The organism is Flavobacterium aquariorum (genome assembly GCF_003254745.1).
Lineage (GTDB): Bacteria > Bacteroidota > Bacteroidia > Flavobacteriales > Flavobacteriaceae > Flavobacterium > Flavobacterium aquariorum.
Window position 1 is genome coordinate 141,590 of the sequence record NZ_QKXH01000002.1, and the last position, 25,725, is coordinate 167,314.

Consider the following 25,725-nt stretch of genomic DNA (forward strand, 5'->3'; position numbering starts at 1 on the left):
GAACAGTACTATGGCAAAAAAAGGATTATGGATTTTATTAGTTTCATTAGCAATTATAATTGGACTCTACCCAACTCTTTATTTTATGATAGACAGGAAATTCGGGTTATTAAGTTCAAAATCCACTGAGTTATTGACAAACTCTTTTTGGAACATAGGTTTTTATACTCATATAATTTTGGGAGGAATTGCTTTGCTCATTGGATGGACACAATTCAGTTCAAAAATCAGAATATGGAATCTTACTTTACATAAGCGAATTGGTAAAATTTATCTAGTTTCAGTTATTTTTAGTTCAATAGCAGGTATTTATATTAGCTTTTATGCAACTGGAGGACTTATCAGTTTCTTAGGCTTTATTTGTTTAGGTATTGTATGGTTTTACACAACTTTAAAGGCTTATTTATACATCAAGAATAAACAAATTGAACAACATCAAAAGATGATGATTTATAGCTATGCTGCTTGTTTTGCTGCCGTAACATTAAGAATATGGCTTCCACTTCTGACATTTATTTATGGTGATTTTGTAAAGGCCTACGTTATTGTAGCTTGGCTATGTTGGATTCCAAACTTAATTGTTGCTAGTCTAATAACAAGACGATTTGCTTCGCAAAAAAAATAAACGGCCACTGTCACTTCCTACTGAAAAAAAAGCAACTTTTGATTCTTAGAATAGAGTTTTTCATAACTTTAACACATCTTTTTAAAACAATAAAAGTCATGGAACCGAAATTTATATGGGCAAACTTAGCCTCAAGTGATCTGGAAAGAACGACCCAATTTTATACAGCATTAGGTTTTGAACCAAATGGGAAAATGGATGAAGGAACCAGTTTTTTCTTTGGACAAAACAAGTTTGTTGTCAATTTCTTTACGGAACAAAGACTAAAAAAAGACGTAAATGGCAATATTGCTCTTCCAGAAGAGAACGAAGTAATATTTTCCCTTTCTGCAGACAGTAAAGAAGAAGTAAACAATTGGGTCGAAAAAGTTAAATCGGCGGACGGAACAATCTTCGCCGAGGCACAAGATTATGAAAAAGGTTATACTTTTGGCTTTGCTGATCCAGATGGTCATAAATACAATATTTTGTATTGGCCAGGAATGTAATACCTTCCACTAACCATAAGCTTAAAAAAATATAGAATTATGAACAACAATTGGATTAATCATCCTGTACTATTAAAAGGAGACGAAATAGAACTGCTCCCTTTAGAGAAAGAACATTTAGAAAATCTATTTCTTGCCGCAGCCAATAAAGAAATATGGGAACTGACATCTGTAAACTATTCAGTTGAAGAAATATTTTACCCCAATTTCAACAATGCAATAAATGACAGAGAAAAAGGAACAGCATATCCTTTCGTTATCGTTCACAAACACTCCAATAAAATTATTGGAACCACACGATTTCTTGAAATATATCCTAATGACAAAAAATTAGAAATAGGCGTTACTTGGATAATGAAAGAATATTGGGGAACAACCGTAAATCTGGAATGCAAATTATTATTACTCAACTACTGCTTCGAAACTTTAAAAATCAACAGAGTTCAATTTAGGGCAAAAGACAATAATTTACGTTCCCGCAAAGCAATCGAAAAAATTGGTGGACAATTTGAAGGAATTTTGAGAAAAGATAAAACAGAACCGAATGGAGTACCTAGAAACACTGCTTTTTATAGTATTCTGGATGATGATTGGGAAAATGTAAAACTAAGTATTAAAAAACAAATTGAGATAAAAGCCGATCGCTAAAATTCCGGTTATCAAACTAAATGTTAATCTGAATACTTCAAGTCTTAACAAGCTGATAAACTTACCATTTCCGTTGCCTGTTTACATTATTTTTTTAACTTTATAATTCAATAACCCAAAATAGAGTATAATGAAAATAGCAATTTTAGGAACTGGAGCCGTTGGCACAACAATAGCCACCAAATTGATTGAGTTAGGTCATCAGGTAATGATAGGCTCCCGTAGCAATACCAATGAAAAAGCAATCGAATTTGTTAATAAATTTGAAAAAAATGCGAGTAATGGTACTTTTGAAGAAGCAGCAACTTTTGGAGAAATCATCTTCAATTGTGTTAAAGGTGAATTTGCGATGACAGCATTAAAATCAGCCGGAAAAGGTCTTGAAAACAAAATCATCATCGATATTTCCATCCCTACCGATACAAGCAAAGGAGCACCATTGAGCTTAATTCCTGAACTTTGTAATACTAATTCATTGGGAGAAGAAATCCAAAAAGCCTTTCCGAATACCAAAGTAGTAAAAACGCTTAATACGATGTGGAGTACTCTGATGGTGGTTCCGACAATGCTAAAAGAGGGAGATCATACCAATTTTATATGCGGTAATGATGAAGAAGCCAAAAATACAGTAAAAAAATTACTCCATGAAATAGGATGGAAAGAAGGCTCAATCCTAGATTTAGGTGACATCACAGCTTCCAGAGGAACCGAAAGTCTAGTACTGTTATGGCTAAGAATCTGGGGGACAACTATAGGGACTTTTAGTTTTAAAGTTGTCAATTAATGCTTCAACTGTTTATACTCGGATACTAAAACACATTTGAAATGCCTCCAAAAAGCCATGACCTTTTTGGAGGCATTTTTCTTTACTATTTATGCAAAACTACAACCGATTGAACTTTAAAAAAAATCTAAAAACCATTACCGCTACTCTTTTAAAAAATAACTATTTTTGCAGTCTAATTTTTTTACCATGTCAAAGAAGAAATATAAAATAGCGGTGATCCAATTGAATCTCAACGATGTTGCCGAAAACAATCTAAAAAAATGTTTGAGTTGGGTGCGTGATGCCGCAAATCAAGGAGCTGAGGTGATTTCGCTCCCTGAGTTATACAGTAGTCATTATTTTTGCCAAAGCGAAGATGTTGACAATTTTGCTTTGGCAGAACCATTATACAGCACTTCGTTTATTGCTTTTAGTGCATTGGCAAAAGAATTGGGAGTGGTTATTATTGTTCCTTTCTTCGAAAAAAGAATGGCAGGAATTTACCACAACAGTGCTTATATCATCAATACCGATGGATCGGAAGCAGGATTGTACCGCAAAATGCATATTCCGGACGATCCACATTTCTATGAAAAATTCTATTTTACACCAGGTGATTTAGGTTTCAAGGCCTTTCCAACCGAAAAAGGAAAAATAGGAACTTTAATTTGTTGGGACCAATGGTATCCAGAAGCAGCTCGATTGACGGCCTTACAAGGCGCCGATGTGCTATTTTACCCAACTGCAATTGGTTGGCATCCACTTGAAAAAGAACAATACGGAGAAAACCAACACGGTGCGTGGATGAACGTAATGAAAGGTCATGCCGTTGCCAATGGTGTGTATGTAGCTGCCGCCAACAGAATTGGTTTGGAACAATATATTGAAGGAACTGCGGGAATTCAGTTTTGGGGATCATCGTTTATTGCGGGGCCACAAGGTGAAATTTTGGCGCAAGCCTCACATGATAAAGAAGAAATTCTGATTGCAGAAGTAGATTTGGATTTACAAGAAAATGTACGCCAGAACTGGCCTTTCTTTAGAGACAGAAGAATCGATGCCTTCGGAGATATTACCAAAAGAGCAATCGACTAATCATGAGCGCAAACAACAGACGTTTCCCCGCAGAATGGGAAAAGCAACAAGGTATTTTATTGTGTTTTCCACATAACGGTAAAGATTGGCCGGGCAAATACGAAGCCGTACAATGGGCATTTGTTGAGTTTATCAAGAAAGTTGCTACTTATGAGCAAGTATTTTTAGTCGTTGCAGATGAAAATCAAAAAGAAAAAGTAGCCGAAATGCTCGAAACAGCTCATGTTAAAATAAACAATGTCTCTTTCATTATTCATAAAACCAATCGTAGCTGGATGCGTGATTCCGGACCGATTATTATAAAAAATGGCACAAAAAGAGAGGCTTTAAATTTTAATTTTAATGGTTGGGCAAAATATAAAAACATCAATTTAGACAAACACGTTCCTTCCAAAGTAGGTGAATTTCTAAATATCCCTGTTACTCAGGTGATATACAAAGGAAAACCCGTAATTGTGGAAGGAGGCGCTATTGATGTGAATGGACGTGGTACTTTATTAACCTCAGAAGAATGCTTGATGCATCCCGATATCCAGGTTCGAAATCCAGGTTTTACAAAAGAAGATTACGAAGCAGTTTTCAAGGAATACCTGGGAATTACCAACGTTATCTGGTTGGGTGACGGGATTGAAGGCGATGATACACACGGGCATATCGATGATTTATGCCGATTTGTAAACGAAGACACTATTGTGACAATAGTCGAATTAGACCCTAACGACAACAACTACAAACCACTGCAAGACAATCTGAAAAGACTTCAAAATGCCAAACTTGAAAACGGTAAAGCTCCAATCGTAGTAGCCTTACCAATGCCAAAAAGAATTGATTTTGAAGGATTACGTTTGCCTGCCAGCTATGCCAATTTCTTAATTTTAAACAATTGCGTTTTGGTTCCTACTTTTAATGATGTAAATGATAGAGTTGCCCTAAATATTTTGGCAGAATGTTTCCCTGATAGAGAAATTATAGGAATTAGTGCCATTGATTTCATTTGGGGATTTGGAACGTTGCATTGCTTGAGTCAACAAATTCCGGAGTAAAAATTATCAGAATAAAAGAAACTTAAACTCATTGAAGTTATATTAACAAAAAAAAGACTTGTAGAAACCTACAAGTCTTTTTTTTGTTGTATGACAAGCCTTTTTAATCTCTCGTAAAAGGCAGTTTTTGATTTGAACTAATAATCATATCAAATGCGTTTTTAGCGTCGTTAAACTCAAATGTAACTCCTGCTTCTTTGGATTCAAATTTATCTTTACCAATTGGTTCAAGTGAGAATTTTGGGTAATTGGTAATTTCAGCAAAAAGCACACTATTTTTCTCTGTAATTTCAATTTTCAAAGGCGCTGCTTTAGTAGAAAATTTACCTAAGTAACCGTCCAAAACGACATCTTTTTCAACAGTTCCACTTCCCGATTTCCATGTGTTATTACTTTCGTTTACGTCCGGAAATGCATGATCAGGATCAATAACTACGCTCTCTATTTCTTCAGTGGTATTAACCTTGAAAGACCAGTCTGTATTGCGTTGCCAAATTTCCACAGGTAATTTGATGCGGGTTACTTTTCCACTTTTAGTTTTTACGTCCAAAACAACTGGCATGGCCATTTTTTCAAAGTTTTCAATAGTGATTATAGCTCCTTTACTTGAATCATTTTTCACGTATTTAACAGAATTCACGCCTTGATCCAAACGCCAGTTATTAACAAACCAACCTCTCCAAAACCAACTTAGGTCTTCACCCGCCACATTCTCCATTGTTCTGAAAAAATCGTCTGGAGCTGGGTGTTTGAAGGCCCAACGATCTACATAAGTCCTAAAAGCCAAATCAAAACGTTCTGGCCCCAATACCTGTTCTCTTAAAACAATCAATCCAGAACTTGGTTTGAAATAGCACAAAAGACCAATATTTCTTTCCTTCATATTGTCTGGAGAACTCATTATTGGCTCGTTCTTTGGATCTGTAAAGTATTCCGCATTTTTATGAAGATCAGTTATCTTGCTTTTATATTCTCCATTATTAAAATCAACCGAACTAATTGAATTGATAAAAGTATTGAATCCTTCATCCATCCAGCCAAACAAACGTTCATTCGAACCTACAATCATTGGAAACCAACCATGACCAAATTCATGATCCGTAACTCCCCATAAATCCTCTCCTTTGGATTCCCATCCACAAAACACAATACCTGGATATTCCATTCCGCCTTCATTTCCAGCTACGTTTGTCGCAACAGGGTACGGATATTCAAACCATCTTTTGGAATAATTCTCAATTGAAGTTTTAGTATATTCTGTTGCACGTCCCCAAGCTTCTTTTCCTGCACTTTCAACAGGATAAGCTGATAGGGCTAAAGATTTTTGTCCACTTGGCAAATTAATTCTGGCTCCATCCAATATAAATGCCGGTGAAGATGCCCAAGAAAGATCACGAGCGTTTTTGATTTTAAAATGCCATGTTTTTTCAGAAGTAACTGCTCCTTTTGACGCATTGGCTGCCACTTCTTCAGCAGTGCGGATCATCACTGTATTTTCACTTTGTTTGGCTTGGGAAATTCTTTTTTGTTCTTCAGCAGAATAAACTGCAGATGAATTCAACAACTCTCCTGAACAAACTACAACGTGGTTAGAAGGTACGGTAATATTTACATCAAAGTCACCGTACTCCAAATAAAACTCAGAAGCGCCTAGATAAGGATTGGTATTCCAGCCTCTCAAATCATCATAAACACACATACGAGGATACCATTGTGCTATAGTAAAAATTTTACCGTTTTTGGTTTCCAAGACTCCCGTTCTATCCGAACCTTCTTTTGGTGAAATGAAAGAGAAATCAACTTTTATTTTCACAACTCCACCTTTCGCTTTCAAATCGTCTGTTAAAAAAACTTGCATTCTAGTGTCAGTGACGATATATTTTGCCTCTTTTTCTATAGATTTACCACCTTTGGAAGTGGTTACAATTTTAACCGATTTAATTTTGTGGCCTCCGTCAAAAACTTCTCCTCTAGCGCCGTTACGACTACCAGTTAATGGAATAAGCGCATTTCCTCTGGAATCAGATTTGAATAGATTTTGATCCAAATTCATCCATACAAAAGACATTTTATCATAACTGTTGTTTGTATAGGTAACGATACCTGTTCCAACAATTTCATTGGTTTTTTCATTCAGCTTGGCAGTCAATTTATAGTCTGCCCTATTTTGCCAGTATTCATGTCCCGGCTCACCGCTTGCAGACCTAGTTGATGTACCATTATTTACATAAAAAAATGGCCCAAAGGCATCATGATAATCATACTTTGAAACTGGTTTGGTAATAGATGTGCTAGTTGGAGGAGCATCCTGACTCCATGAAGTACTAAACACAATTAATAAAGTCAGTTGAAACAAGACTCTAATACAATTATTTCTCATAAGTTTATTTTTTATTGATTTTTATTTGGGGGTATTATAATTAGCATACCTGTAATCGATATTTGAAACTATTTTCTTTATGCTTATTTCATAAAATTTGTGTTTCTAAAACAAATTAATGGAAAAAAAATCATATTTCAGCTTAAAATTAAGAATTTGATTGATTTCTTGTCTCAAATATATTCTCTATTTTCTTTCTTAAAACAAGAATTATAAAATATCTTTACAACACTAATTTTGATAACAAAAAAAGCTATTATTGTGACCACAACTATATCCAACTCCTATTTAACTGCTCAAATAAAACATATTGGAGCTGAATTATGCTCCTTAAAAGACAATTCTAACAAAGAATACATTTGGAATGGAAACCCAGCATTTTGGGGAAAACACTCGCCGGTTTTATTCCCAATTGTAGGTACCCTAAAAGACAATTCCTACCAATATAACAATATTCAATATCAAATGTCACGACATGGTTTTGCTCGTGAAATGGAATTTGAACTGATTGACAGGCAAGAAAATAGCGCTACTTATTCATTAGTTGTATCTCCAAAAACTAAAGAGAAATACCCTTTCGATTTTGATCTGCACTTAGTTTATACTTTAGAAAATAAATCCTTAAAAATAGAGTATAAAGTCTTTAATAACGGAGAAACAAAAATGCCGTTTTCGATAGGAGCTCATCCAGCATTTGATTTACCAGGCAATTTTGAAAATTACAGTTTGGCTTTTGAAAAAGAAGAACCTTTGAAATATTATATACTGGAGGATGGTTTGATTTCGAATACGACCAATGAATTGACTTTGGACAAAAATGAATTGCACTTGAATTATGAACTTTTTGCAAATGACGCTTTGGTTTTCAAAAATATAGCTTCCAAATCGATAACTATTTTGGAAAAATCCAAACCATTTTTGAAAGTAAGTTATTCTGATTTTCCGGATCTGGGAATTTGGACTCCCACAAATGCGCCTTTTATATGCATAGAACCTTGGTTTGGTTATTCTGACACAATCGATAAATTTGGAAATCTTTTTGAAAAGGAAGGTATTCAAATATTGGAAGCAAACGCTGCTTTTCATTCTGTTTTCAGTATTGAAATTCTCTAAACTAATAATAATTGAACGCTATGCTAGAAATTAATTTTTTACCATTTCCAATATTAAAATCCCAGCGTTTACTATTGCGTCAAGTCGGTGCAAATGATGCTGATGCTATTTTATCCTTGCGTTCGAATGATGAAGTCATGAAATACATTCCGAGACCTTATCTCAAGAGCAAAGAAGATGCATTGGAACTTATCGCCATGTTTGATGATAAAATAGAAAATGGTATTGGCATCAACTGGGGTATTTATTTTCTTGACGAACCTGAAAATCTTATAGGAATCATTGGCTATTACCGCATGAAACCTGAGCATTACAGAGCTGAAGTAGGTTATATGCTATTCCCTGAATACAATGGAAAAGGAATCGTATCGGAAGCATTACAAAAGGTTGTAGAATATGGTTTCAAGGATATGAAATTACATTCCATAGAAGCTATTTTGGACCCTGAAAATAAAGGCTCAGAAAAGGTTTTGATAAAAAATGGTTTTGTAAAAGAAGCACATTTAATTGAAAATGAATACTATGAAGGTCGTTTTCTTGATTCGATGATCTATTCCCTTTTGAATAAATAATTTTAAATATCTGCTAATGCATAATTGCTTCAATTTAAAAAAATGAAAATCAAAGAAGCAAGTATAAATGACAATGAAATTTTGACAGAAATAACAAAAAAGTCAAAATCATATTGGGGATATTCTGAAAAGCAGATCTTAAAATGGAATGACAACCTAACCATTTCCGCAGCCTATATTGAAAACAATTGTGTTTTTGAACTAATAAACAACAATGAAATAATTGGTTATTATTCTTATCTCGTAAAAGAAGAAAAGAATGTAATACTTGACAACTTATTTATTTTACCAGAATACATTGGAAAAGGATTTGGAAAATATTTGATGACCGATTTTTTGAATCGAATGAAAAACGGGAAGTTTGAAAAAATAACACTTAATTCTGATCCGAATGCTGAAAATTTTTATCTAAAAATTGGATTCAAAAAAATTGGAGAGTTCAAAACTTCAATAAAAAATAGGTTTATGCCAATTATGGAAATGAGTCTTTAAAAAACAGCCAAAATGGATTTAGACAATCAAAAAGAATATTGGGACGAAGTAGCCGAAATCAAAACTTTTACACATCCAATAGACATAGAGTTAATAAATAAATTTTTAAACAAGCAAAGCCGAGTCGTTGATTTTGGGTGTGGCTATGGCAGAATTGTAAAAGAATTGACAGATTTAGGTTTTGAAAATGTTTCGGGGTTTGACACTTCCAAAGAATTAATTGCGCGAGGAATATCCGAAAACAATCTTTCGATTTACCATATTGAAAATCCAACCGATCTGAAACTTGAAGATAATTCTGTTGATTGCATTATTCTTTTTGCTGTTTTAACTTGTATACCTTCCAATGAAGGGCAAAAGAGTTTAATAAATTTACTGTTGTCCAAACTTAAAAAAGGTGGCATAATCTATATAAGCGATTACTATATACAAGAAAAATCAGTTGAAGTTGAACGATATGAATATTTAAATGGAGACGAAAACAATTTTGGCGTTTTTAAACTTCCGGAAGGAGCCACTTTTCGTCATCACACAAAAGAGTGGATTAAAACATTGATGAAAGATTTTGAAATTTTAATCAAAAAACCTCTAATTGTAAAAACAATGAATGGAAATATTGCCAATGGATTTCAAATAATAGGTAAAAAATAATCACTAATCATTCTTATGAAAACCAATGCCCTAGCCCTGATGGAAGCGATATCCTTATTGTTTTTTTTAAAACAATAAGATAAAGCGGACAGCAGGATAAAGCTCCAAATTATTTGGATGGTTTTTTTTGGATGGTTTTTACATACAACTCTTCGACTTGTTTTCTAGCCCAGTCGGTTTTTCGTAAAAAAGTGAGGCTTGATTTCACACTTGGATTTTCATTAAACGATTTTATTTTAATCAATTCTCCCAAGGTGTCAAATCCATAATATTCCACTAATGTTTCGACTATTTTTTGAAGTGTGACTCCGTGAAGCGGATCCTTTGACTGTTGTTTTTCCATAATGCAAATTTATAGCATTTTCCTAAAAACAATTGGTCTTTCATTAATTAGTTCCTAAATTTGCCCAACTATGCAAAAAACTGTCAACATACTCAATAAAAGAGCTCGTTTCGATTATGAAATCCTTGAAACCTATACCGCTGGTATTGTTTTGGCTGGGACCGAAATCAAATCCATTCGATTAGGAAAAGCAAATATTACTGAAAGTTTCTGTGAATTTAGTGGCAATGAACTTTTTGCCATCAATACTTATATTGAAGAATACACTTTTGGGAATCAATTTAACCATAAAGCAAGAAGCGAACGTAAATTGCTTTTGAACAAAAGAGAATTGAAAGGTTTGCTCAGAAGTGTACAAGCCAAAGGACTTACTATAGTTCCACTAAAATTATTTACTAATGAAAAAGGTTTGGCCAAACTACAAATTGGTCTTTGCAAAGGTAAAAAAACATACGACAAAAGAGAATCGCTTAAGGAACAGGACACTAAAAGAGACTTAGACAGAATAAAAAAAGCATTTTAAAGCAATTCGGGTTAAAATTTAACCTCTTTTCATAGTTTTTATTTTTAAATTATAATTACTTTTACTTACATTATAACGAAAAACAAACAAACTATGAAAAAATTATTTATCACATTAATCTGTGTATGCTTAGCAAGTTGCGGAAGTAATACAACAATTGTATCCAGCTGGAGAGACCCTAACTCTACACTTGCAAAAGAAAACTTCAAAAAAGTTTTGGTGGTTGCCTTGGTAAAAGATGAAAGCACAAGAAGAACAACTGAAAACAGAATTGCTTCCATAAACCCGAGCATTTTGCATCCTTCTTACAATTATTTAAACCAACAAAATCTAAATCTTACTCAGGAACAAAAAATAAGTATTGTACAATCAGAAGGTTTTGATGGTGTAATCACAATGCGTTTCATTAGAGCAGATAAAGAAACACAATATGTTCCGGGAACAACAAACTACTATAGCGGTATGGGATATCCTGGTATGGGATATGGCTATGTCGGTGGTTATGGTATGGGTTACGGAGCAGGATTTGGTGGATGGTACGGTGCATATGCTCCGGCTTACTACTCTCCAGGGTACTATCAAGAAAACACCTATTACTATATTGAAACCAATATTTTTGACTTAAAAAACAACAAACTTGTTTGGAGTGCCACCACAAAATCTTTGGATGTATCGCACGTAGATACTACTGTTGATGAAATCATGGAAGCCTGTGTAAAACAAATGAGAGCTGATGGTTATATGGCTCCAAAATCAAAATAAAATATAGTTCATTTCCCTTAAGGATTGAAACTAAAAAAGCAACACGGAAAATTTGGTGTTGCTTTTTTTTATGTCATTCGTTTTTTTTTAATTTTTATCCTCCAATAAAGGAACAAAACGAAACTCTCCAAATTCATGTTTTTCAAATTGCGTTTCATTGATTCGAATTAACAGCGTCATAATTTGAATATCCTCTCCTAACGGAATTACAAGCCTTCCTCCTACTTTAAGTTGTGCCATCAAAGGCTGGGGAATTATTGGAGCGCCCGCAGTAACAATGATACTGTCAAAAGGAGCGTGATTGGGTAGACCTTTATATCCATCACCGAAAGAAAGATGTTTGGGGCGAATTCCGAGTTTAGGCAATAATGCAGATGTTTGTTTGAACAACTCATTTTGTCTCTCTATGCTAAACACCTGAGCTCCAACCAAACACAAAACGGCCGTCTGATAACCGGAACCTGTTCCTATTTCCAAAACTTTATGTCCTTTTTTTATTTCTAACAACTGGGTTTGAAAAGCAACGGTATAAGGTTGGGAAATAGTCTGACCTGCAGCGATAGGAAAAGCTTTATCTTGATAGGCGTAATCTTCAAAACTTGAATTTAAAAATAAATGGCGTGGGATTTTTTTAATAGCTTCCAGAACATTCTTATCTGCAATCCCCTTTTTCTGTAAAACGGTTACTAATTGATTTCGAAGTCCTTGATGCTTGGCTGTATCTTTCAAAATTTAAGGTTTTATTATAGAACAAAAATAGAAAACTAAATCAATTTCCAATCCAAAATAAAACCTAATTCGCATTCTAAATAATAATACATATCAGCTGAATTTAGTATTTTTATAAATTGGATTTTCTTAATTTATTACTATTTTTGTGGAAACAACTTTATTATGCTGAAAATTGGAGTATTGGGTGCTGGGCATCTAGGTAAAATACATTTGCGTTTATTACAACAATCTGAGAAGTATGAATTAGTAGGTTTTTATGACCCCAATCAAGAAAACGCTGAAAAAATAAGTAAAGAATTTGGATACAAAAATTTCAGTACTATAGCAACATTGATTCATGCAGTTGATGTTATTGATATTGTCACTCCTACCCTTTCCCATTATAAATGTGCCAAAGTAGCCATCAAATCGGGTAAACACGTTTTTATAGAAAAACCTATCTCCAATACGGTTGAAGAGGCCGAAGAAATTATTGCTCTTGCTAAAGAATATAATGTGAAAGGACAAGTTGGGCATGTAGAAAGGTTCAATCCTGCATTTATTGCAACCAAAAACATGATTGAAAATCCCATGTTTATCGAAACTCATAGATTGGCCGAATTCAATCCTCGCGGAACTGATGTGCCTGTAGTTTTAGATTTAATGATACATGATATTGATGCCATTTTGAGTGTAGTCAAATCAAAAGTAAAAAACATCAATGCCAGCGGAGTTTCTGTTATAAGTGAAACTCCAGATATTGCCAATGCCAGAATTGAATTCGAAAATGGCTGTGTTGCTAATTTGACTGCTAGCCGAATTTCGATGAAAAACATGCGCAAATCACGCTTTTTTCAAAAAGACGCCTATATCTCAGTTGATTTTCTGGAAAAAAGATGTGAAGTGGTAAAAATGAAAGATGCCCCAGAAGTGCCCGGAGATTTTGACATGATTTTACAAAATGCTGAAGGAGTAAAAAAACAAATCTACTTCTCGAACCCTGATGTAGAGCAAAACAATGCTATCCTTGACGAATTGGAATCATTTGCAGATGCTATCAATAACGATACAACTCCAGTAGTTACATTGGAACAAGCTACTGAAGCTTTGAGAGTAGCGTATCAAATTATAGATTGTTTTAAAAAATAAAAACTAAAAAATATACATTGAAAGTTTAAAGTTTAAAGTCAATCACTGGTCTTTAAATTTTAAACTTTTTAACTTTTAAATACAAAAAAATGAAAATTATAGCTGTAATCGGGGCAGGAACTATGGGTAACGGAATAGCTCATACTTTTGCACAAAGTGGTTTCACCGTAAAATTAATTGATGTTTCCGAAAAAGCATTGGATAAAGGAATGGCAACAATAGCAGCCAACTTAGATCGAATGGTTTCAAAAGGAACTATAACCGAAGATGACAAAGCCAAAACAATTACCAATATTATTACCTATACCGACATTAAAGATGGTGTTGTTGGTGTCGATTTGGTAGTAGAAGCAGCTACCGAAAATGTAGAATTAAAATTGAACATTTTTAAGCAATTAAACGAAGCGTGTTCTCACAATACTATTTTGGCGACCAATACTTCGTCAATTTCCATTACTCAAATTGGAGCTGTTGTAGCACATCCAGAACGAGTAATAGGCATGCACTTCATGAATCCGGTGCCAATTATGAAACTAGTAGAAATAATCCGTGGCTATAATACGAGTGATGAAGTAACGAACATTATCATGAAGTTATCTGAAAAATTAGGTAAAGTTCCGGTAGAAGTAAACGATTATCCAGGTTTTGTTGCCAATAGAATTTTGATGCCAATGATTAATGAAGCAATCGAAACTTTATACAACAAAGTAGCGGGTGTTTATGAAATAGATACTGTAATGAAACTCGGAATGGGACATCCAATGGGGCCTTTACAACTAGCCGATTTTATTGGTCTTGACGTGTGTCTTGCAATATTGAATGTAATGTACGACGGTTTCAAAAACCCAAAATATGCTCCCTGTCCGTTATTGGTAAACATGGTGAGAGCCGGAAAATTGGGAGTGAAGTCTGGTGAAGGTTTTTATGACTATAGCGAAAGTAAAAAAGCTGAAAAGATTTCAAAACAGTTTATTTAATCTATAATAAATCAGTGTCATGTCCATTCAACAAAACCTCCTCGATATAAAATCGACTCTTCCAAAGCATGTTACTTTGGTAGCGGTTTCCAAAACCAAACCCGTTCCTGATTTGATGGAAGCCTATAATGCTGGTCAACGCGTTTTTGGTGAAAACAAAATTCAGGAAATGGTCGAAAAATGGGAACAAATGCCCAAAGATATCGAATGGCACATGATTGGACACGTACAAACCAATAAGGTCAAATTTATGACTCCTTTCGTGAGTTTGATTCACGGGGTGGACAGTTTGAAATTATTGGAAGAAATCAATAAACAAGCCTCAAAAAACAATCGAGTTATCGATTGCTTACTCCAAATACACATAGCCGAAGAAGAATCAAAATTCGGACTTGATGAAGAAGAACTGTCAGCACTCCTAGCCTCACCAACTTTTAAAGAGATGAAAAACATCCGAATTGTTGGTTTAATGGGAATGGCTACTTTTACAGATAATCAAGACCAAATCAAAAAAGAATTCTCGCATTTGAAATCGGTTTTTGATGGATTGCAATCACTGCAAACTGCAAACTGCAAACTGCAAACTGTTTCAATGGGAATGTCTGGCGATTATCAATTGGCAATTGCTTGTGGCAGTACAATGGTTCGGATTGGAAGTAGTATCTTTGGAGGAAGATAAAAATTTTTGATCCAGATTAAAAAACTGATTACTAAAAACCGTAAACTGAACACTGAATTTTGTACGCAATACTCGACATAGAAACCACTGGAGGACAATTCAACGAAGAAGGAATTACGGAGATTGCTATCTATAAATATGATGGGCACGAAATCGTAGATCAATTTATCAGTTTAATCAACCCAGAAATCCCTATTCAGCCCTTTGTAGTCAAACTTACTGGCATAAACAATGAAATGCTTCGTGGCGCACCAAAGTTTTTTGAAGTAGCCAAACGCGTTATCGAAATGACAAACGACTGCGTACTTGTGGCACACAATGCTTCTTTTGACTATCGAATTCTCCGTACCGAATTTCGTCGATTGGGATATGATTTCAACATAAAAACTCTATGTACCGTAGAATTATCCCAACGATTGATGCCAGAACAACCCTCCCATAGTTTAGGAAAATTAGTTCGTGCACTAGGAATCCCAATGGCTGACAGACACAGAGCCAGCGGTGATGCAATGGCAACAGTCAAACTTTTCAAGATGCTTTTGGACAAAGACCTCGAAAAAACCATCACAAAAGAGCTTATCAAATTTGAAGTTATCAAAGGGGTCTCTCCAAAACTACTGGATATTATTGAAAGCCTGCCTTCAAAAACCGGGATTTATTACATCCATCGCGAAGACGGTAGCATTATATTTATCGGGCAAAGCAAAAACATCAAAAAAAGGGTCAATCAGCATTTTACCGGTATAACCAAAAGTTCCAAGAAAATCCAAGCCGAAGTATTCACCGTAACTTTTGAGGAAACAGGAAGTGAATTGATTGCATTATTAAAAGAGTCAGAGGAAATAAAGAAAAACAGCCCCATTTACAACCGAATGGCGCGCAAAAACACTTTGTCCTGGGCTATTTATGCCGAAAAAGACCCAAATGGATATTTGAATTTAAAACTTCAAAAAGCCGATGGCCGTAAAAAAGAAATAACGGCATTTGCCAATCAACAAGAAGGAAAAGGCGCCCTGAATCGTATTACTGTCAGCTATCAGTTATGTCCAAAACTTACTAGTCTTTCCAATTCAAAAACTCCTTGCGCCCAACATGAAAACAATCAATGTGATGGCGCTTGTATTGGACAAATAACTCCCGAGGAATACAATTCAAGGGTTCAGGTTTTCATCGACAAAAATCTTTTCGACAACAAAAACATGATCATCATTGACAGAGGAAGAAAAACAGGTGAACACAGTGCAATATTAATCGAAAAAGGAATTTGCAAAGGATACGCATTTTATGATTTAAATTATCAAATCATAAACCCCGAAATCCTAAAAAACATATTGGTCCCAATACCAAATAACAGAAACACTCGAACTTACATCCAAAGCTATTTAAGAAAACATAGAGTAATGAAAATTATTAATTTTTAATATGTAACAACAATAATTTGGGAAAGATAAAATCAAAATATAATGTTTTCAGACAAAAAGCACAAATTATAATCTACGGAACAAATACAAAAGCCGGGAGATTATTTGATTTGATTCTTTTAGGAGTTATTCTATTGAGTGTCTTTTTAGTGATGATGGAAACAGTAGAAGGTTTTGATGCAAAATACCATAATCAGCTTGTTTTTGTCGAATGGGTAATTACCATTTTCTTCACTCTTGAATATATCTTACGAATAATTTCTATTGACAAACATATAAGATATATATTCAGTTTTTACGGCCTAATAGATCTAATTGCGACATTACCAATGTATTTATCTTTATTTTTCCCCGGAACAAGAATATTATCAGTAATTCGGGCATTGCGCTTATTACGGCTATTCAAAATCCTCAATCACCCCAAATTTACAAGCCAATCCTTACACATGAAACAGGCTCTCAATGCCAGTAGGGGAAAAATTATAGTCTTTATTTATTTTGTACTTATTAGCACCATTATAATTGGATCAGTAATGTACATTGTAGAAAGCAAAGAAAGTGGTTTTACGAGTATTCCCATGAGTATTTACTGGACTATTGTGACCTTAACAACAGTTGGATATGGTGACATTTCACCTCAAACTCCCCTAGGTCAATTTTTAGCCGCATTGGTTATGATACTGGGGTATGGAATCATCGCAGTTCCTACCGGAATTGTAACCGCTGAATTTGCAAAAAGAAACACTAATCAAGAGACAGACTTAAACGCGACTAAAACTACTTGTTCATCATGTGGCACATTCACTCTAAATAAGGAAGCTAAATTTTGTTACCGTTGCGGAAACAAATTAAACAATAATAATTAGGAGCTAATCCAGCTGTACACTGCAACTCCTCATTATTCCAGAAGTTTTTCTAAGACATAAAAGGAGCTTCTTTCAGTCGCTCTTTTACACCAAGAAAAATAAACTAGAATAACTCCGGGGTTTTCGCTACCATCTGGGCTAGTGACACAATTACGTTAAAAAGAGGAAATGAAAACATTGCAATAAAACTAAATGAAATATTTAATCACCATAGTCGGACCAACAGCCATAGGTAAAACAGCCTTGAGCATCGACCTTGCCAATCACTATAACTGCGAAATAGTTTCCTGCGACAGCCGGCAGTTTTTCAAAGAAATGACAATTGGAACAGCTGTACCCAGCCCAGAAGAATTGGCTTTAGCTACACATCATTTTATCCAAAACAAATCAATTTTCGATACTTATACCGTAGGTAATTTTGAAAAAGAAGCGCTTTTAAAAATAGAAGAGTTATTCCAAAAAAATGATTACGTAGTTCTTGTTGGAGGTTCCGGATTGTATATAGATGCCATTTTAAAAGGCTTTGACGAGTTTCCAACTATAGATCCCTCCATTCGTGAAAACGTAAATTTAAATTATGAAAATCTAGGAATAGAATATTTACAGCAACAATTAGAAACACTCGATCCAATTTATTTTCAAAAAATAACTTCAGAAAATCCACAAACTTTACAAAACCCGCAACGAATGATGCGATTTGTGGAAGTTTGTCTTGGAACCGGAAAACCCTATTCCTCTTTTTTAAATCAGAAGAAAAACAATCGAAACTTCATGCCAATCATCATAGGACTTGAAGCCGATAGAAATGTGATTTACGAAAGAATAAACCAACGAGTAGACATTATGCTCAATCAGGGGCTTTTGGCCGAAGCTCAAGCTTTATATGAACATAAAGAATTAAATGCGTTGCAAACGGTAGGATATAGAGAATTATTCAGTTATTTTGATGGTGATTTTACACTGTCTTTTGCCATCGAAGAAATCAAAAAAAACACCCGCCGTTTTTCAAAACGCCAACTCACTTGGTTCAAACGCAAAGAAAACACAAAATGGTTTGATTATCTAACTGATAGAAATGACATTATTAGCTATATAAATCAACAAATTCATAATTCATAATTCATAATTATTTCCATGCCAATAGATCCTAATTTCACTTCCATATTGAGTAAAGACTGGGAAATCAATTTTACCCAGTGTACACCCAATGGCTATTTAAAATATACTGATTTATGCAATCTGTTGCAGTTAACAGCCGCTGCCCATTCAGAATTGGGAGGAATTAGTTTTACCGATATGCAGGAATTCAACCAAGCTTGGGTTTTAAGCAGAATGAGGGTAGAAATTACCGAGTTGCCTAAATGGAGGGATGTTGTAACCGTAAAAACTTGGATCAATTCCCTAGAAAATTCACGTTCGGTAAGAGCGCTTGAAATGTATGTCAACGGGAAAAAAATAGTTGGATCCGAAACCTTTTGGGCCGTTTTTAATACCAAAGCCCGCAGACCGGAACCTTTAGCACTTCCTTATCAGCATTTTCAATTGTATCCTGAAAACAAAGCTACAGAGATGGGTTTCTCAAAAATAAATCTACCTCCAGAAAAAGAAATAATTTTTGAAAGAACCGTTTTTTTGTCTGATTTAGACATTGTCAATCATGCCAATAATGTAAAATACTTGGAATGGTGTTTGGATTTGGTTGATGAAAACAAAATACTTTCCCAACAGGTAAAAAGCTTTGAGATGAACTTTTTAAAAGAACTTTCGCTAAAAGATAAAGTTACTATTCACGAATGCATCAATGACAATAATGTTGTTTTCAGCATCACCAAAGAAGACAAAACATGCTTTGCTTTACAGATCAATTGGAAATAAAAAAAGCTTCGAATAATTTCGAAGCTTTTTTATGATTTAACGAGACTGATTATTTTCCTTTCACAACTAGTCTGAATCCTTCACCATGAATGTTTAAAATTTCAACATCTTCGTCTTGTTTTAAATACTTTCTTAGTTTGGCGATGTAAACATCCATACTTCTAGAAGTAAAATAGTTATCATCTCTCCATATTTTTGTTAAAGCCAATTCCCTTGGCATCAAGTCATTTTCATGTAAAATTAACATTTTAAGAAGTTCATTCTCTTTTGGAGACAACTTAATCGGTTCCTCGTTATTAAAAGTTAAGAAACGAAGTTTTGAATTAAGATGAAACTTACCAACATTAAATTCAAATTGAACAGCTTCTGTTTTAACATCAGACGCTTTTCTTTGAATGATCGCTTTAATTTTCATCAATAAAACCTCAGAATCAAAAGGTTTGTTCAAGTAATCATCTGCACCTGCTTTATATCCTTTCAATACATCCTCTTTCATTGACTTTGCAGTAAGAAAAATTATAGGTACATCATTGTTCTTTTCTCTTATTTCTTTTGCTAAAGTATACCCATCTTTGTAAGGCATCATCACATCGAGGATGCATAAGTCATAGGTGTCTTTTTTGAATTTTTCAAAACCTTCCATACCATTTTTAGCCAAAACAACATCAAAATCATTTAGCATTAAATAATCTTTTAGAACTGCACCAAAATTAAGGTCATCTTCTACTAATAGTATTTTTTTATTTGTGTTTTCCATACTCTAATTTATTAAAGGTAATTTTATAATGAAGGTACTTCCTTTTCCCTTTTCACTTTCTACATATATTTGACCATTATGATCGTCTACAATTCTTTTTACATAAGCAAGACCTAAACCATGTCCTTTCACATTATGTATGTCTCCGGTATGTTCTCTATAAAATTTTTCAAAAATTCTTTTTTGAGCAATTTTACTCATACCAACGCCATTATCTTTTATTTTAATAAGAACCATATCCTTGATGTTTTCCGTATAAATATCAATTTTAGGAATACCAGGCGTATATTTTATGGCATTTTCCAAAATATTAACTATTACATTGGTAAAGTGAACATCGTTCAGTAGTACTGTTTTTCTAACAGCTCCAAAATGAATATCAATAGTTCCTTCTCTATCCTCTAAAATCAAGTTTACATGCTCGATAGCATCATTTATAACTTCTTCAATATCACTAGATTCCTTAATAATATTTAATTCTTTCTTTTCTAATTTAGAAATCCTCAATACATTTTCTACTTGGGCATGCATTCGTTTATTTTCATCCCGAATCATTTCGAGGTACTTAAAAACTTTCTCTTTATCTTCAATAATCTTAGGATTTCGGATAGCATCCAAAGCCAAATTTATTGTCGCAATTGGTGTTTTAAACTCGTGCGTCATATTATTAATAAAATCGGTCTTAATCTCCGAAATTTGTCTTTGACGAATCAACTGATTTAAAGCAGTGGTATAAGCGATTATAATAATTAACGTAAATATGATAGACAATATGGTAATACTTACTAATTCAGACAGTAAAAATTTCTTTTTATGTGGAAAATAAACCAATAATTTATATTTTTCATTTCCTTCATTATCTGTAAAAATTGGAATAGAATAAGTAGCATCCTTAACATACATGAAATTATCAGACTTGACTTTGGTTTGTATACCATTACTTAAAATTCCAAACTCAAACTTGGTTTTCACACCATATTCTTCTAATTCCTTTTTAATAATATCTCTTAAAACTTCCTTTGAAATTCTTTCTTGAAGGGGCATTGCAGAAGCAATATCTTTAAAGAAGATTTCAAACTGAGCATTATCCAATATGTCTAAATTACCCGATTTTTCAATTTTCACATCCGGAATCAAACTCTGTTGTATACTGGAATTATCAAGGCTATTTTTATTATAAACTTCGGTAACCCTTCTAGAATTGAAGTTTTTAAAACTTTCAGTATCAAATTTTTTATCAAAAAGACCAGCTGAAATTTTAAAATCTTCGGATATTATACTATTCGAATAAATAATAGTCTGATTTGTCTTTGGATTTTTTTGAACATAATAAAATTCTAATAAATCATCTCTTTTAGGTATTTTACCGGTACTATCTTTATAGTGATTGTATTTATCATAAAAACTGTAAGCTTCACGATTCTGCAGTTTTTCAGCAACATTCCCAATTACCTGTTTAACATGAAACTTAAATTGTTCATCATTATTCTTAAATGAGCTATTAAACCAATATACTTGCACAAGAATTATCCCTATCAAGGATAAACTCATTAGCAATACAAGCAATCTAAAAAATAATTTATTCATTCAAGCAAAATTAGTATTTTAACAATATAATAGATAAAGCATTAACCAAAGATTAACATTTAAGACTTCATTTGTTTAATTCCTAAAAAATTAAGAATTTTAACAATTTCTAGCTTTATCGCCTCCATACTAGTATTTTTAACAATAAAATCACTTTTTGATGATTTTTCCTCATCATTCCACTGATTTTTTACTCTTTCCAAAACTTTTTCACGCGTTGTTTTATCTCTTTCTATAACTCTTTGAATCCTAATTTCAAGAGGTGCCACAACATTTACAATATAGTCACACTCTTTATAACTCCCGCTTTCAAACAAAATTGCACTCTCGTAAATGACACATGGATTGTTTTGATGCTCTAAAAGCCATTCTTTGAAATGTAGTTTCACTGCTGGATGCACAATATTATTAAGCTTTGCTAATTTCTTCTTATCATTAAAAACAATTTCAGATAGTTTATCCCTAAGCAAAACACCTTTATCAAAAACTGTGCTTCCAAATTCTTCTTTGATTTGATTCAAAACAGAATCAGTTTGCATCATTTTTTTAGCTTCCAGATCTGCAATGTAAACTGGAATTCCAAGAGTGGCAAATTCATTAGCAACGGTAGTTTTACCGCTCCCAATTCCTCCAGTTAAACCAATTATTTTAGTCATATCATACTTTGAAAAACAATTCAGGAAAAGCCTCCTTTGGATCTTGTTTTAAAATTATTACTTTAATATAAGACTTTAAAAATCCAATACCATATCCATAAAACTGTTTCCACACTGCAATAATAGATAAATAGCCAATTTTAATACTTTTATTCTGAATAGAAGACAGCAAAAATAATGCCAAAAAGTAGCCAAAATAAAATTTAAGCAGAATATCTTGATTAAAAACCAACAATACTAAAGATACAAAAAATCCTATTATAAAAAACGTTGGGAAGAAAAAAGTTAATTTATTATATTCTGGATACCAACTATTTAGTATTGGTCTGGCTTTACCAAATTTATTTACTTGCACAGAAAATTTTCCCCAATCAATTCTTCTTTTATGATAAACAAATGCTTTCGAAAAAAGTCGGGTTTCAAAACCTAAATTCCACAAACGTATAGACAAATCTGGATCTTCTCCAGGATGAATATTACCAAAGCCTTTTGAAACTTCAAATGCTTTGCGGGAAATCCCCATGTTAAAACTTCTAGGTTGAAATTTTCCTATTTTTTCCGAACCTCCTCTAATCCCTCCTGTAGTAAGAAAAGAAGTCATTGCAAAATTAATGGCTTTTTGAATATCCGAAAAACTATCCAAAGCTTTATCAGGGCCACCAAAACAATCCACATAATTTTCTTTTAAGGCTTTTTCAACTTCATTCAAATAATTACTTGGTATAATACAATCAGAATCGAAAATGATATAATAATCCCCCCTAGCCTTATTCATTCCGTAGTTTCTGGAATCACCTGGACCTGAATTTTCTTTATAGTAGTACGAAATATCCAATCTATCACCATATTTTTTAGCAACATCTTGACATCGAATTGTAGAACCATCCTCTATCAATACGATTTCAAAAATTTCCTCATAAGTTGATTTTGCTAAACTTTCTAATAATTCATCTACTTCATCAGGGCGATTATAAACGGGAATGATCAATGAAAACAACATAATAGTAATTGGGTTATTATTTTTTATTCTTTTAATTTAAATTTTGGCAAAGGTACTCTTTATCAATAAAAAAACCATCAAATAAATAATGATGGTTTTTTTATTGCAAGCGTCTTTATATTCCTATTCAAACATTTCCATCACTTCTTGACTAACCCCCATATTGGAGAATCCGCCATCATGTAATAAATTTTGCAAAGTCACTTTTCTAGTAAAATCCGAAAACATAACAACTATATAGTCAGCACATTCGGCAGCTGTTGCATTACCCAAAGGAGACATTTTATCTGCGAAAGCAATAAAACCACCAAATCCCTTAACGCCTTGTCCAGCTCTAGTGGCAGTTGGAGATTGAGAGATGGTATTCACTCTCACTTTTTTGTCTCTCCCAAAAAAATAACCGAAACTACGGGCAATGGATTCCAGAAAAGCTTTATTGTCTGCCATGTCGTTATAATCCGGAAAAACACGCTGTGCAGCCATATATGATAATGCTACAATACTACCCCATTCATTCATGGCATCTTTTTTATACAACACCTGCATCAGTTTATGAAACGAAACGGCCGAAACATTCCAGCCTTTTTCTGTATATTCATAATTTTGATTCGTATAATGATTTCCTTTTCTAACATTAACAGACATTCCGATAGAATGCAAAACAAAATCAATTTTGCCACCAAGAATTTCAATGGCATTGTCTACCAATACTTCTAAATCAGCAACCGAAGTAGCGTCGGCAGGAATAACTTGACATCCAATTTTTTCAGCCAATGAATCAATATTTCCCAATCGCATTGCTGCAGGAGCATTTGTCAAAACAAAAAAACCTCCTTCTTCGTGAATACGTTCAGCAGTTTTCCAAGCAATTGAATTTTCATCCAAAGCACCAAAAATAATTCCTCTTTTTCCTTTTAATAAGTTATACATAAAATGACATTAAAAATTATACGATAAATCCGATATTGTATCTCTCTTTTTTTTAGAATGATTACAAAGAAGCAAAAATCTCTTCCTTTAGCCCCGATTACTTCACTTTAATTTCATTTTTACAGGAGTTCAGTGAACTTCGTTTGAAGTGGAAATCCTTTTCTTTTTTTTTTATTTAAAAAAGAAAAGATTGCAACGGAAAGCGGGACGATCTTTCCAAAAATGCAAAATCTTTCTGCTCCTAATTTAATTAATCAAAACTAGGCTATAAAAAAACACCTTATTCTCTTGATTTTAAACCATCAAGTAATAAGGTGTTTTTGAAAATTATAAATATTGTTTGCTAATTACCCAATACTTGGAATAGCAACCATTTCGTTTGTGTCTGCTTTATAATCAACACCATCAAATCCAAAACCAAACAGATTGTAGAAATCACTTCTGTATCCTTCTAAATCTCCTAATTCAGCAAGATTCTCAGTTGTAGCTTCCAACCAAAGCTTTGCTACTTGAGCCTGAACATCCTCACGCATTTCCCAATCATCAATACGGATTCTTCCTTTGTCATCAGTAATCATAGGTTCTCCCGTATATAATCTTTGTTGGTACAAACGCTGAATTTGTTCAATACATCCTTCGTGAATTCCCTTTTCCTTCATTATTTTGTACAATAAAGAAATATACAATGGAATAACCGGAATAGCGGAACTTGCTTGCGTTACCAAAGCTTTATTTACAGAAACATAAGCTTTACCGTTGATATCAGCTAAACTATCCGAAATAGTGAATGCTGTAGCTTCAAGGTGATCTTTGGCACGACCAATTGTTCCTTTTCTATAAACAGCCTCAGTTAATGATGGCCCGATGTATGAATAAGCAACAGTTGTAGCTCCTGGAGCCAATAAATTTTCAGCTTTCAAAGCATCAATCCACATAGCCCAATCTTCACCACCCATTACTGCTACCGTATTGGCAATGTCTTCATCAGTACAAGGTTCTATAGAAATATCAGAAACTTTTCCAGTATGAAAATCAACTGTTTTATTGGTAAAAGTACTTCCGATAGGTTTCAAAACCGAGCGGTGCAAAACTCCTGTATTTGGATTTAATCTCACTGGTGAAGCAAGACTGTATATAATTAAATCAACTTGACCTAAATCAGCTTTAATAAGGTCTAAAGTTTGTCTTTTTACTTCATTAGAAAAGGCATCTCCATTAATGCTTTTAGCGTACAAACCAGCTTTATGAGCTTCATTTTCAAAAGCAGCTGAATTATACCAACCTGGAGAAGCTGTTTTTCCTTCTGCAGGTTCTTTTTCAAAAAACACACCAATTGTAGCGGCATCAGAACCAAAAGCACTTGTTATTCTTGAAGCCAAACCAAATCCTGTAGAGGCTCCAATAACCAATACTTTCTTGGCTCCGGCTATAGTTCCTTTTGATTTTACATATTCAATTTGATTTTTAACACTTTGTTCGCATCCTTTTGGTTGGGCTGTCAAACAAATAAATCCTCTCATTCTTGGTTCTATAATCATATTATCAGTACGTTAATTTATATTATATATTTTCAATTAATTGAATCTTTTAAAGCTTTTAAAATTGAATGGGCAAAT

At 33.6% G+C, this 25,725-nt stretch carries 28 protein-coding genes; 19 read left to right on the forward strand and 9 right to left on the reverse strand.

Annotation, left to right across the window (positions count from 1 at the left end; genetic code table 11):
* The first annotated feature begins 10 nt into the window (after positions 1-10).
* The 6 genes from DOS84_RS03230 (at position 11) to DOS84_RS03255 (ending at position 4,665) form a co-directional block, all read left to right on the forward strand.
* Complete coding sequence (locus tag DOS84_RS03230) at positions 11-625, forward strand: DUF2306 domain-containing protein (protein ID WP_111408684.1); 615 nt, start codon at positions 11-13, stop codon at positions 623-625.
* A 98-nt stretch (positions 626-723) separates the two neighbouring features.
* Positions 724-1,113, forward strand: a complete 390-nt coding sequence (locus DOS84_RS03235; RefSeq protein ID WP_111408685.1) for a VOC family protein — start codon at positions 724-726, stop codon at positions 1,111-1,113.
* A 39-nt stretch (positions 1,114-1,152) separates the two neighbouring features.
* Positions 1,153-1,761 (forward strand): GNAT family N-acetyltransferase, encoded by a 609-nt coding sequence (locus DOS84_RS03240; protein ID WP_111408686.1) that lies wholly within the window; start codon positions 1,153-1,155, stop codon positions 1,759-1,761.
* A gap of 130 nt (positions 1,762-1,891) precedes the next feature.
* Complete coding sequence (locus tag DOS84_RS03245) at positions 1,892-2,545, forward strand: NADPH-dependent F420 reductase (RefSeq protein ID WP_111408687.1); 654 nt, start codon at positions 1,892-1,894, stop codon at positions 2,543-2,545.
* 189 nt (positions 2,546-2,734) lie between these two features.
* The gene (locus tag DOS84_RS03250) at positions 2,735-3,622 is read left to right on the forward strand and encodes a carbon-nitrogen hydrolase (protein WP_111408688.1); all 888 of its coding nucleotides are present in this window, start codon (positions 2,735-2,737) and stop codon (positions 3,620-3,622) included.
* Between the two features lie 2 nt (positions 3,623-3,624).
* On the forward strand, positions 3,625-4,665 hold the full coding sequence (locus DOS84_RS03255; RefSeq protein WP_111408689.1) for an agmatine deiminase family protein: 1,041 nt from the start codon (positions 3,625-3,627) through the stop codon (positions 4,663-4,665).
* Between the two features lie 103 nt (positions 4,666-4,768).
* Here DOS84_RS03255 and DOS84_RS03260 read toward each other — a convergent pair whose 3' ends face one another.
* A complete protein-coding gene (locus DOS84_RS03260) occupies positions 4,769-7,045 on the reverse strand; it encodes a M1 family metallopeptidase (RefSeq protein WP_111408690.1) in 2,277 nt (758 codons plus the stop codon).
* 261 nt (positions 7,046-7,306) lie between these two features.
* On the opposite strand from DOS84_RS03260, the gene DOS84_RS03265 reads away from it, so the two are divergent.
* From DOS84_RS03265 to DOS84_RS03280, 4 genes are read left to right on the forward strand one after another with little or no spacing between them, the layout of a single operon-like run.
* Positions 7,307-8,158: an aldose 1-epimerase family protein gene (locus tag DOS84_RS03265; protein ID WP_111409060.1), complete on the forward strand. Its 852-nt coding sequence runs from the start codon at positions 7,307-7,309 to the stop codon at positions 8,156-8,158.
* Between the two features lie 20 nt (positions 8,159-8,178).
* The gene (locus DOS84_RS03270) at positions 8,179-8,730 is read left to right on the forward strand and encodes a GNAT family N-acetyltransferase (RefSeq protein WP_111408691.1); all 552 of its coding nucleotides are present in this window, start codon (positions 8,179-8,181) and stop codon (positions 8,728-8,730) included.
* 42 nt (positions 8,731-8,772) lie between these two features.
* Complete coding sequence (locus DOS84_RS03275; protein WP_111408692.1) at positions 8,773-9,222, forward strand: GNAT family N-acetyltransferase; 450 nt, start codon at positions 8,773-8,775, stop codon at positions 9,220-9,222.
* A gap of 12 nt (positions 9,223-9,234) precedes the next feature.
* Positions 9,235-9,873 (forward strand): class I SAM-dependent methyltransferase, encoded by a 639-nt coding sequence (locus DOS84_RS03280; RefSeq protein WP_111408693.1) that lies wholly within the window; start codon positions 9,235-9,237, stop codon positions 9,871-9,873.
* A gap of 109 nt (positions 9,874-9,982) precedes the next feature.
* Here DOS84_RS03280 and DOS84_RS03285 read toward each other — a convergent pair whose 3' ends face one another.
* On the reverse strand, positions 9,983-10,216 hold the full coding sequence (locus DOS84_RS03285; RefSeq protein WP_111408694.1) for a VF530 family protein: 234 nt from the start codon (positions 10,214-10,216) through the stop codon (positions 9,983-9,985).
* A gap of 70 nt (positions 10,217-10,286) precedes the next feature.
* Here DOS84_RS03285 and smpB point away from each other — a divergent pair, with 70 nt between their 5' ends.
* Positions 10,287-10,739, forward strand: a complete 453-nt coding sequence (smpB, locus tag DOS84_RS03290; protein WP_111408695.1) for an SsrA-binding protein SmpB — start codon at positions 10,287-10,289, stop codon at positions 10,737-10,739.
* Between the two features lie 93 nt (positions 10,740-10,832).
* The gene (locus DOS84_RS03295) at positions 10,833-11,501 is read left to right on the forward strand and encodes a DUF4136 domain-containing protein (protein WP_111408696.1); all 669 of its coding nucleotides are present in this window, start codon (positions 10,833-10,835) and stop codon (positions 11,499-11,501) included.
* Positions 11,502-11,588: 87 nt separating this feature from the next.
* Here DOS84_RS03295 and DOS84_RS03300 read toward each other — a convergent pair whose 3' ends face one another.
* The gene (locus tag DOS84_RS03300) at positions 11,589-12,230 is read right to left on the reverse strand and encodes a protein-L-isoaspartate(D-aspartate) O-methyltransferase (protein ID WP_111408697.1); all 642 of its coding nucleotides are present in this window, start codon (positions 12,228-12,230) and stop codon (positions 11,589-11,591) included.
* 165 nt (positions 12,231-12,395) lie between these two features.
* On the opposite strand from DOS84_RS03300, the gene DOS84_RS03305 reads away from it, so the two are divergent.
* The 7 genes from DOS84_RS03305 (at position 12,396) to DOS84_RS03335 (ending at position 19,179) form a co-directional block, all read left to right on the forward strand.
* Positions 12,396-13,361, forward strand: a complete 966-nt coding sequence (locus DOS84_RS03305; RefSeq protein ID WP_111408698.1) for a Gfo/Idh/MocA family protein — start codon at positions 12,396-12,398, stop codon at positions 13,359-13,361.
* Positions 13,362-13,450: 89 nt separating this feature from the next.
* Complete coding sequence (locus DOS84_RS03310; RefSeq protein ID WP_111408699.1) at positions 13,451-14,338, forward strand: 3-hydroxyacyl-CoA dehydrogenase family protein; 888 nt, start codon at positions 13,451-13,453, stop codon at positions 14,336-14,338.
* A 19-nt stretch (positions 14,339-14,357) separates the two neighbouring features.
* Positions 14,358-15,017, forward strand: a complete 660-nt coding sequence (locus DOS84_RS03315; protein WP_111408700.1) for a YggS family pyridoxal phosphate-dependent enzyme — start codon at positions 14,358-14,360, stop codon at positions 15,015-15,017.
* Between the two features lie 59 nt (positions 15,018-15,076).
* Entirely contained in the window at positions 15,077-16,438 is a 1,362-nt protein-coding gene (locus DOS84_RS03320) for an exonuclease domain-containing protein (RefSeq protein WP_111408701.1), read from the forward strand.
* A gap of 17 nt (positions 16,439-16,455) precedes the next feature.
* The gene (locus DOS84_RS03325) at positions 16,456-17,304 is read left to right on the forward strand and encodes an ion transporter (RefSeq protein ID WP_111408702.1); all 849 of its coding nucleotides are present in this window, start codon (positions 16,456-16,458) and stop codon (positions 17,302-17,304) included.
* 192 nt (positions 17,305-17,496) lie between these two features.
* The gene (miaA, locus tag DOS84_RS03330) at positions 17,497-18,423 is read left to right on the forward strand and encodes a tRNA (adenosine(37)-N6)-dimethylallyltransferase MiaA (RefSeq protein WP_111408703.1); all 927 of its coding nucleotides are present in this window, start codon (positions 17,497-17,499) and stop codon (positions 18,421-18,423) included.
* 15 nt (positions 18,424-18,438) lie between these two features.
* A complete protein-coding gene (locus tag DOS84_RS03335) occupies positions 18,439-19,179 on the forward strand; it encodes an acyl-[acyl-carrier-protein] thioesterase (RefSeq protein WP_111408704.1) in 741 nt (246 codons plus the stop codon).
* A 49-nt stretch (positions 19,180-19,228) separates the two neighbouring features.
* On the opposite strand, the gene DOS84_RS03340 is transcribed toward DOS84_RS03335, so the two are convergent.
* The 6 genes from DOS84_RS03340 to fabV all read right to left on the reverse strand — a co-directional run bounded on the left by DOS84_RS03340 (position 19,229) and on the right by fabV (position 25,647).
* Positions 19,229-19,936, reverse strand: coding sequence for a response regulator transcription factor (locus DOS84_RS03340; RefSeq protein WP_111408705.1), 708 nt, complete (start codon positions 19,934-19,936; stop codon positions 19,229-19,231).
* 3 nt (positions 19,937-19,939) lie between these two features.
* Positions 19,940-21,523, reverse strand: coding sequence for a sensor histidine kinase (locus DOS84_RS03345; RefSeq protein WP_111408706.1), 1,584 nt, complete (start codon positions 21,521-21,523; stop codon positions 19,940-19,942).
* Between the two features lie 59 nt (positions 21,524-21,582).
* Positions 21,583-22,179, reverse strand: a complete 597-nt coding sequence (coaE, locus tag DOS84_RS03350; RefSeq protein WP_111408707.1) for a dephospho-CoA kinase — start codon at positions 22,177-22,179, stop codon at positions 21,583-21,585.
* A gap of 1 nt (position 22,180) precedes the next feature.
* Complete coding sequence (locus tag DOS84_RS03355; RefSeq protein WP_111408708.1) at positions 22,181-23,179, reverse strand: glycosyltransferase family 2 protein; 999 nt, start codon at positions 23,177-23,179, stop codon at positions 22,181-22,183.
* A gap of 123 nt (positions 23,180-23,302) precedes the next feature.
* Positions 23,303-24,109 (reverse strand): enoyl-ACP reductase FabI, encoded by an 807-nt coding sequence (locus DOS84_RS03360; RefSeq protein WP_111408709.1) that lies wholly within the window; start codon positions 24,107-24,109, stop codon positions 23,303-23,305.
* 347 nt (positions 24,110-24,456) lie between these two features.
* Positions 24,457-25,647, reverse strand: coding sequence for an enoyl-ACP reductase FabV (gene fabV, locus DOS84_RS03365; protein WP_111408710.1), 1,191 nt, complete (start codon positions 25,645-25,647; stop codon positions 24,457-24,459).
* Between the last annotated feature and the right edge of the window lie 78 nt (positions 25,648-25,725).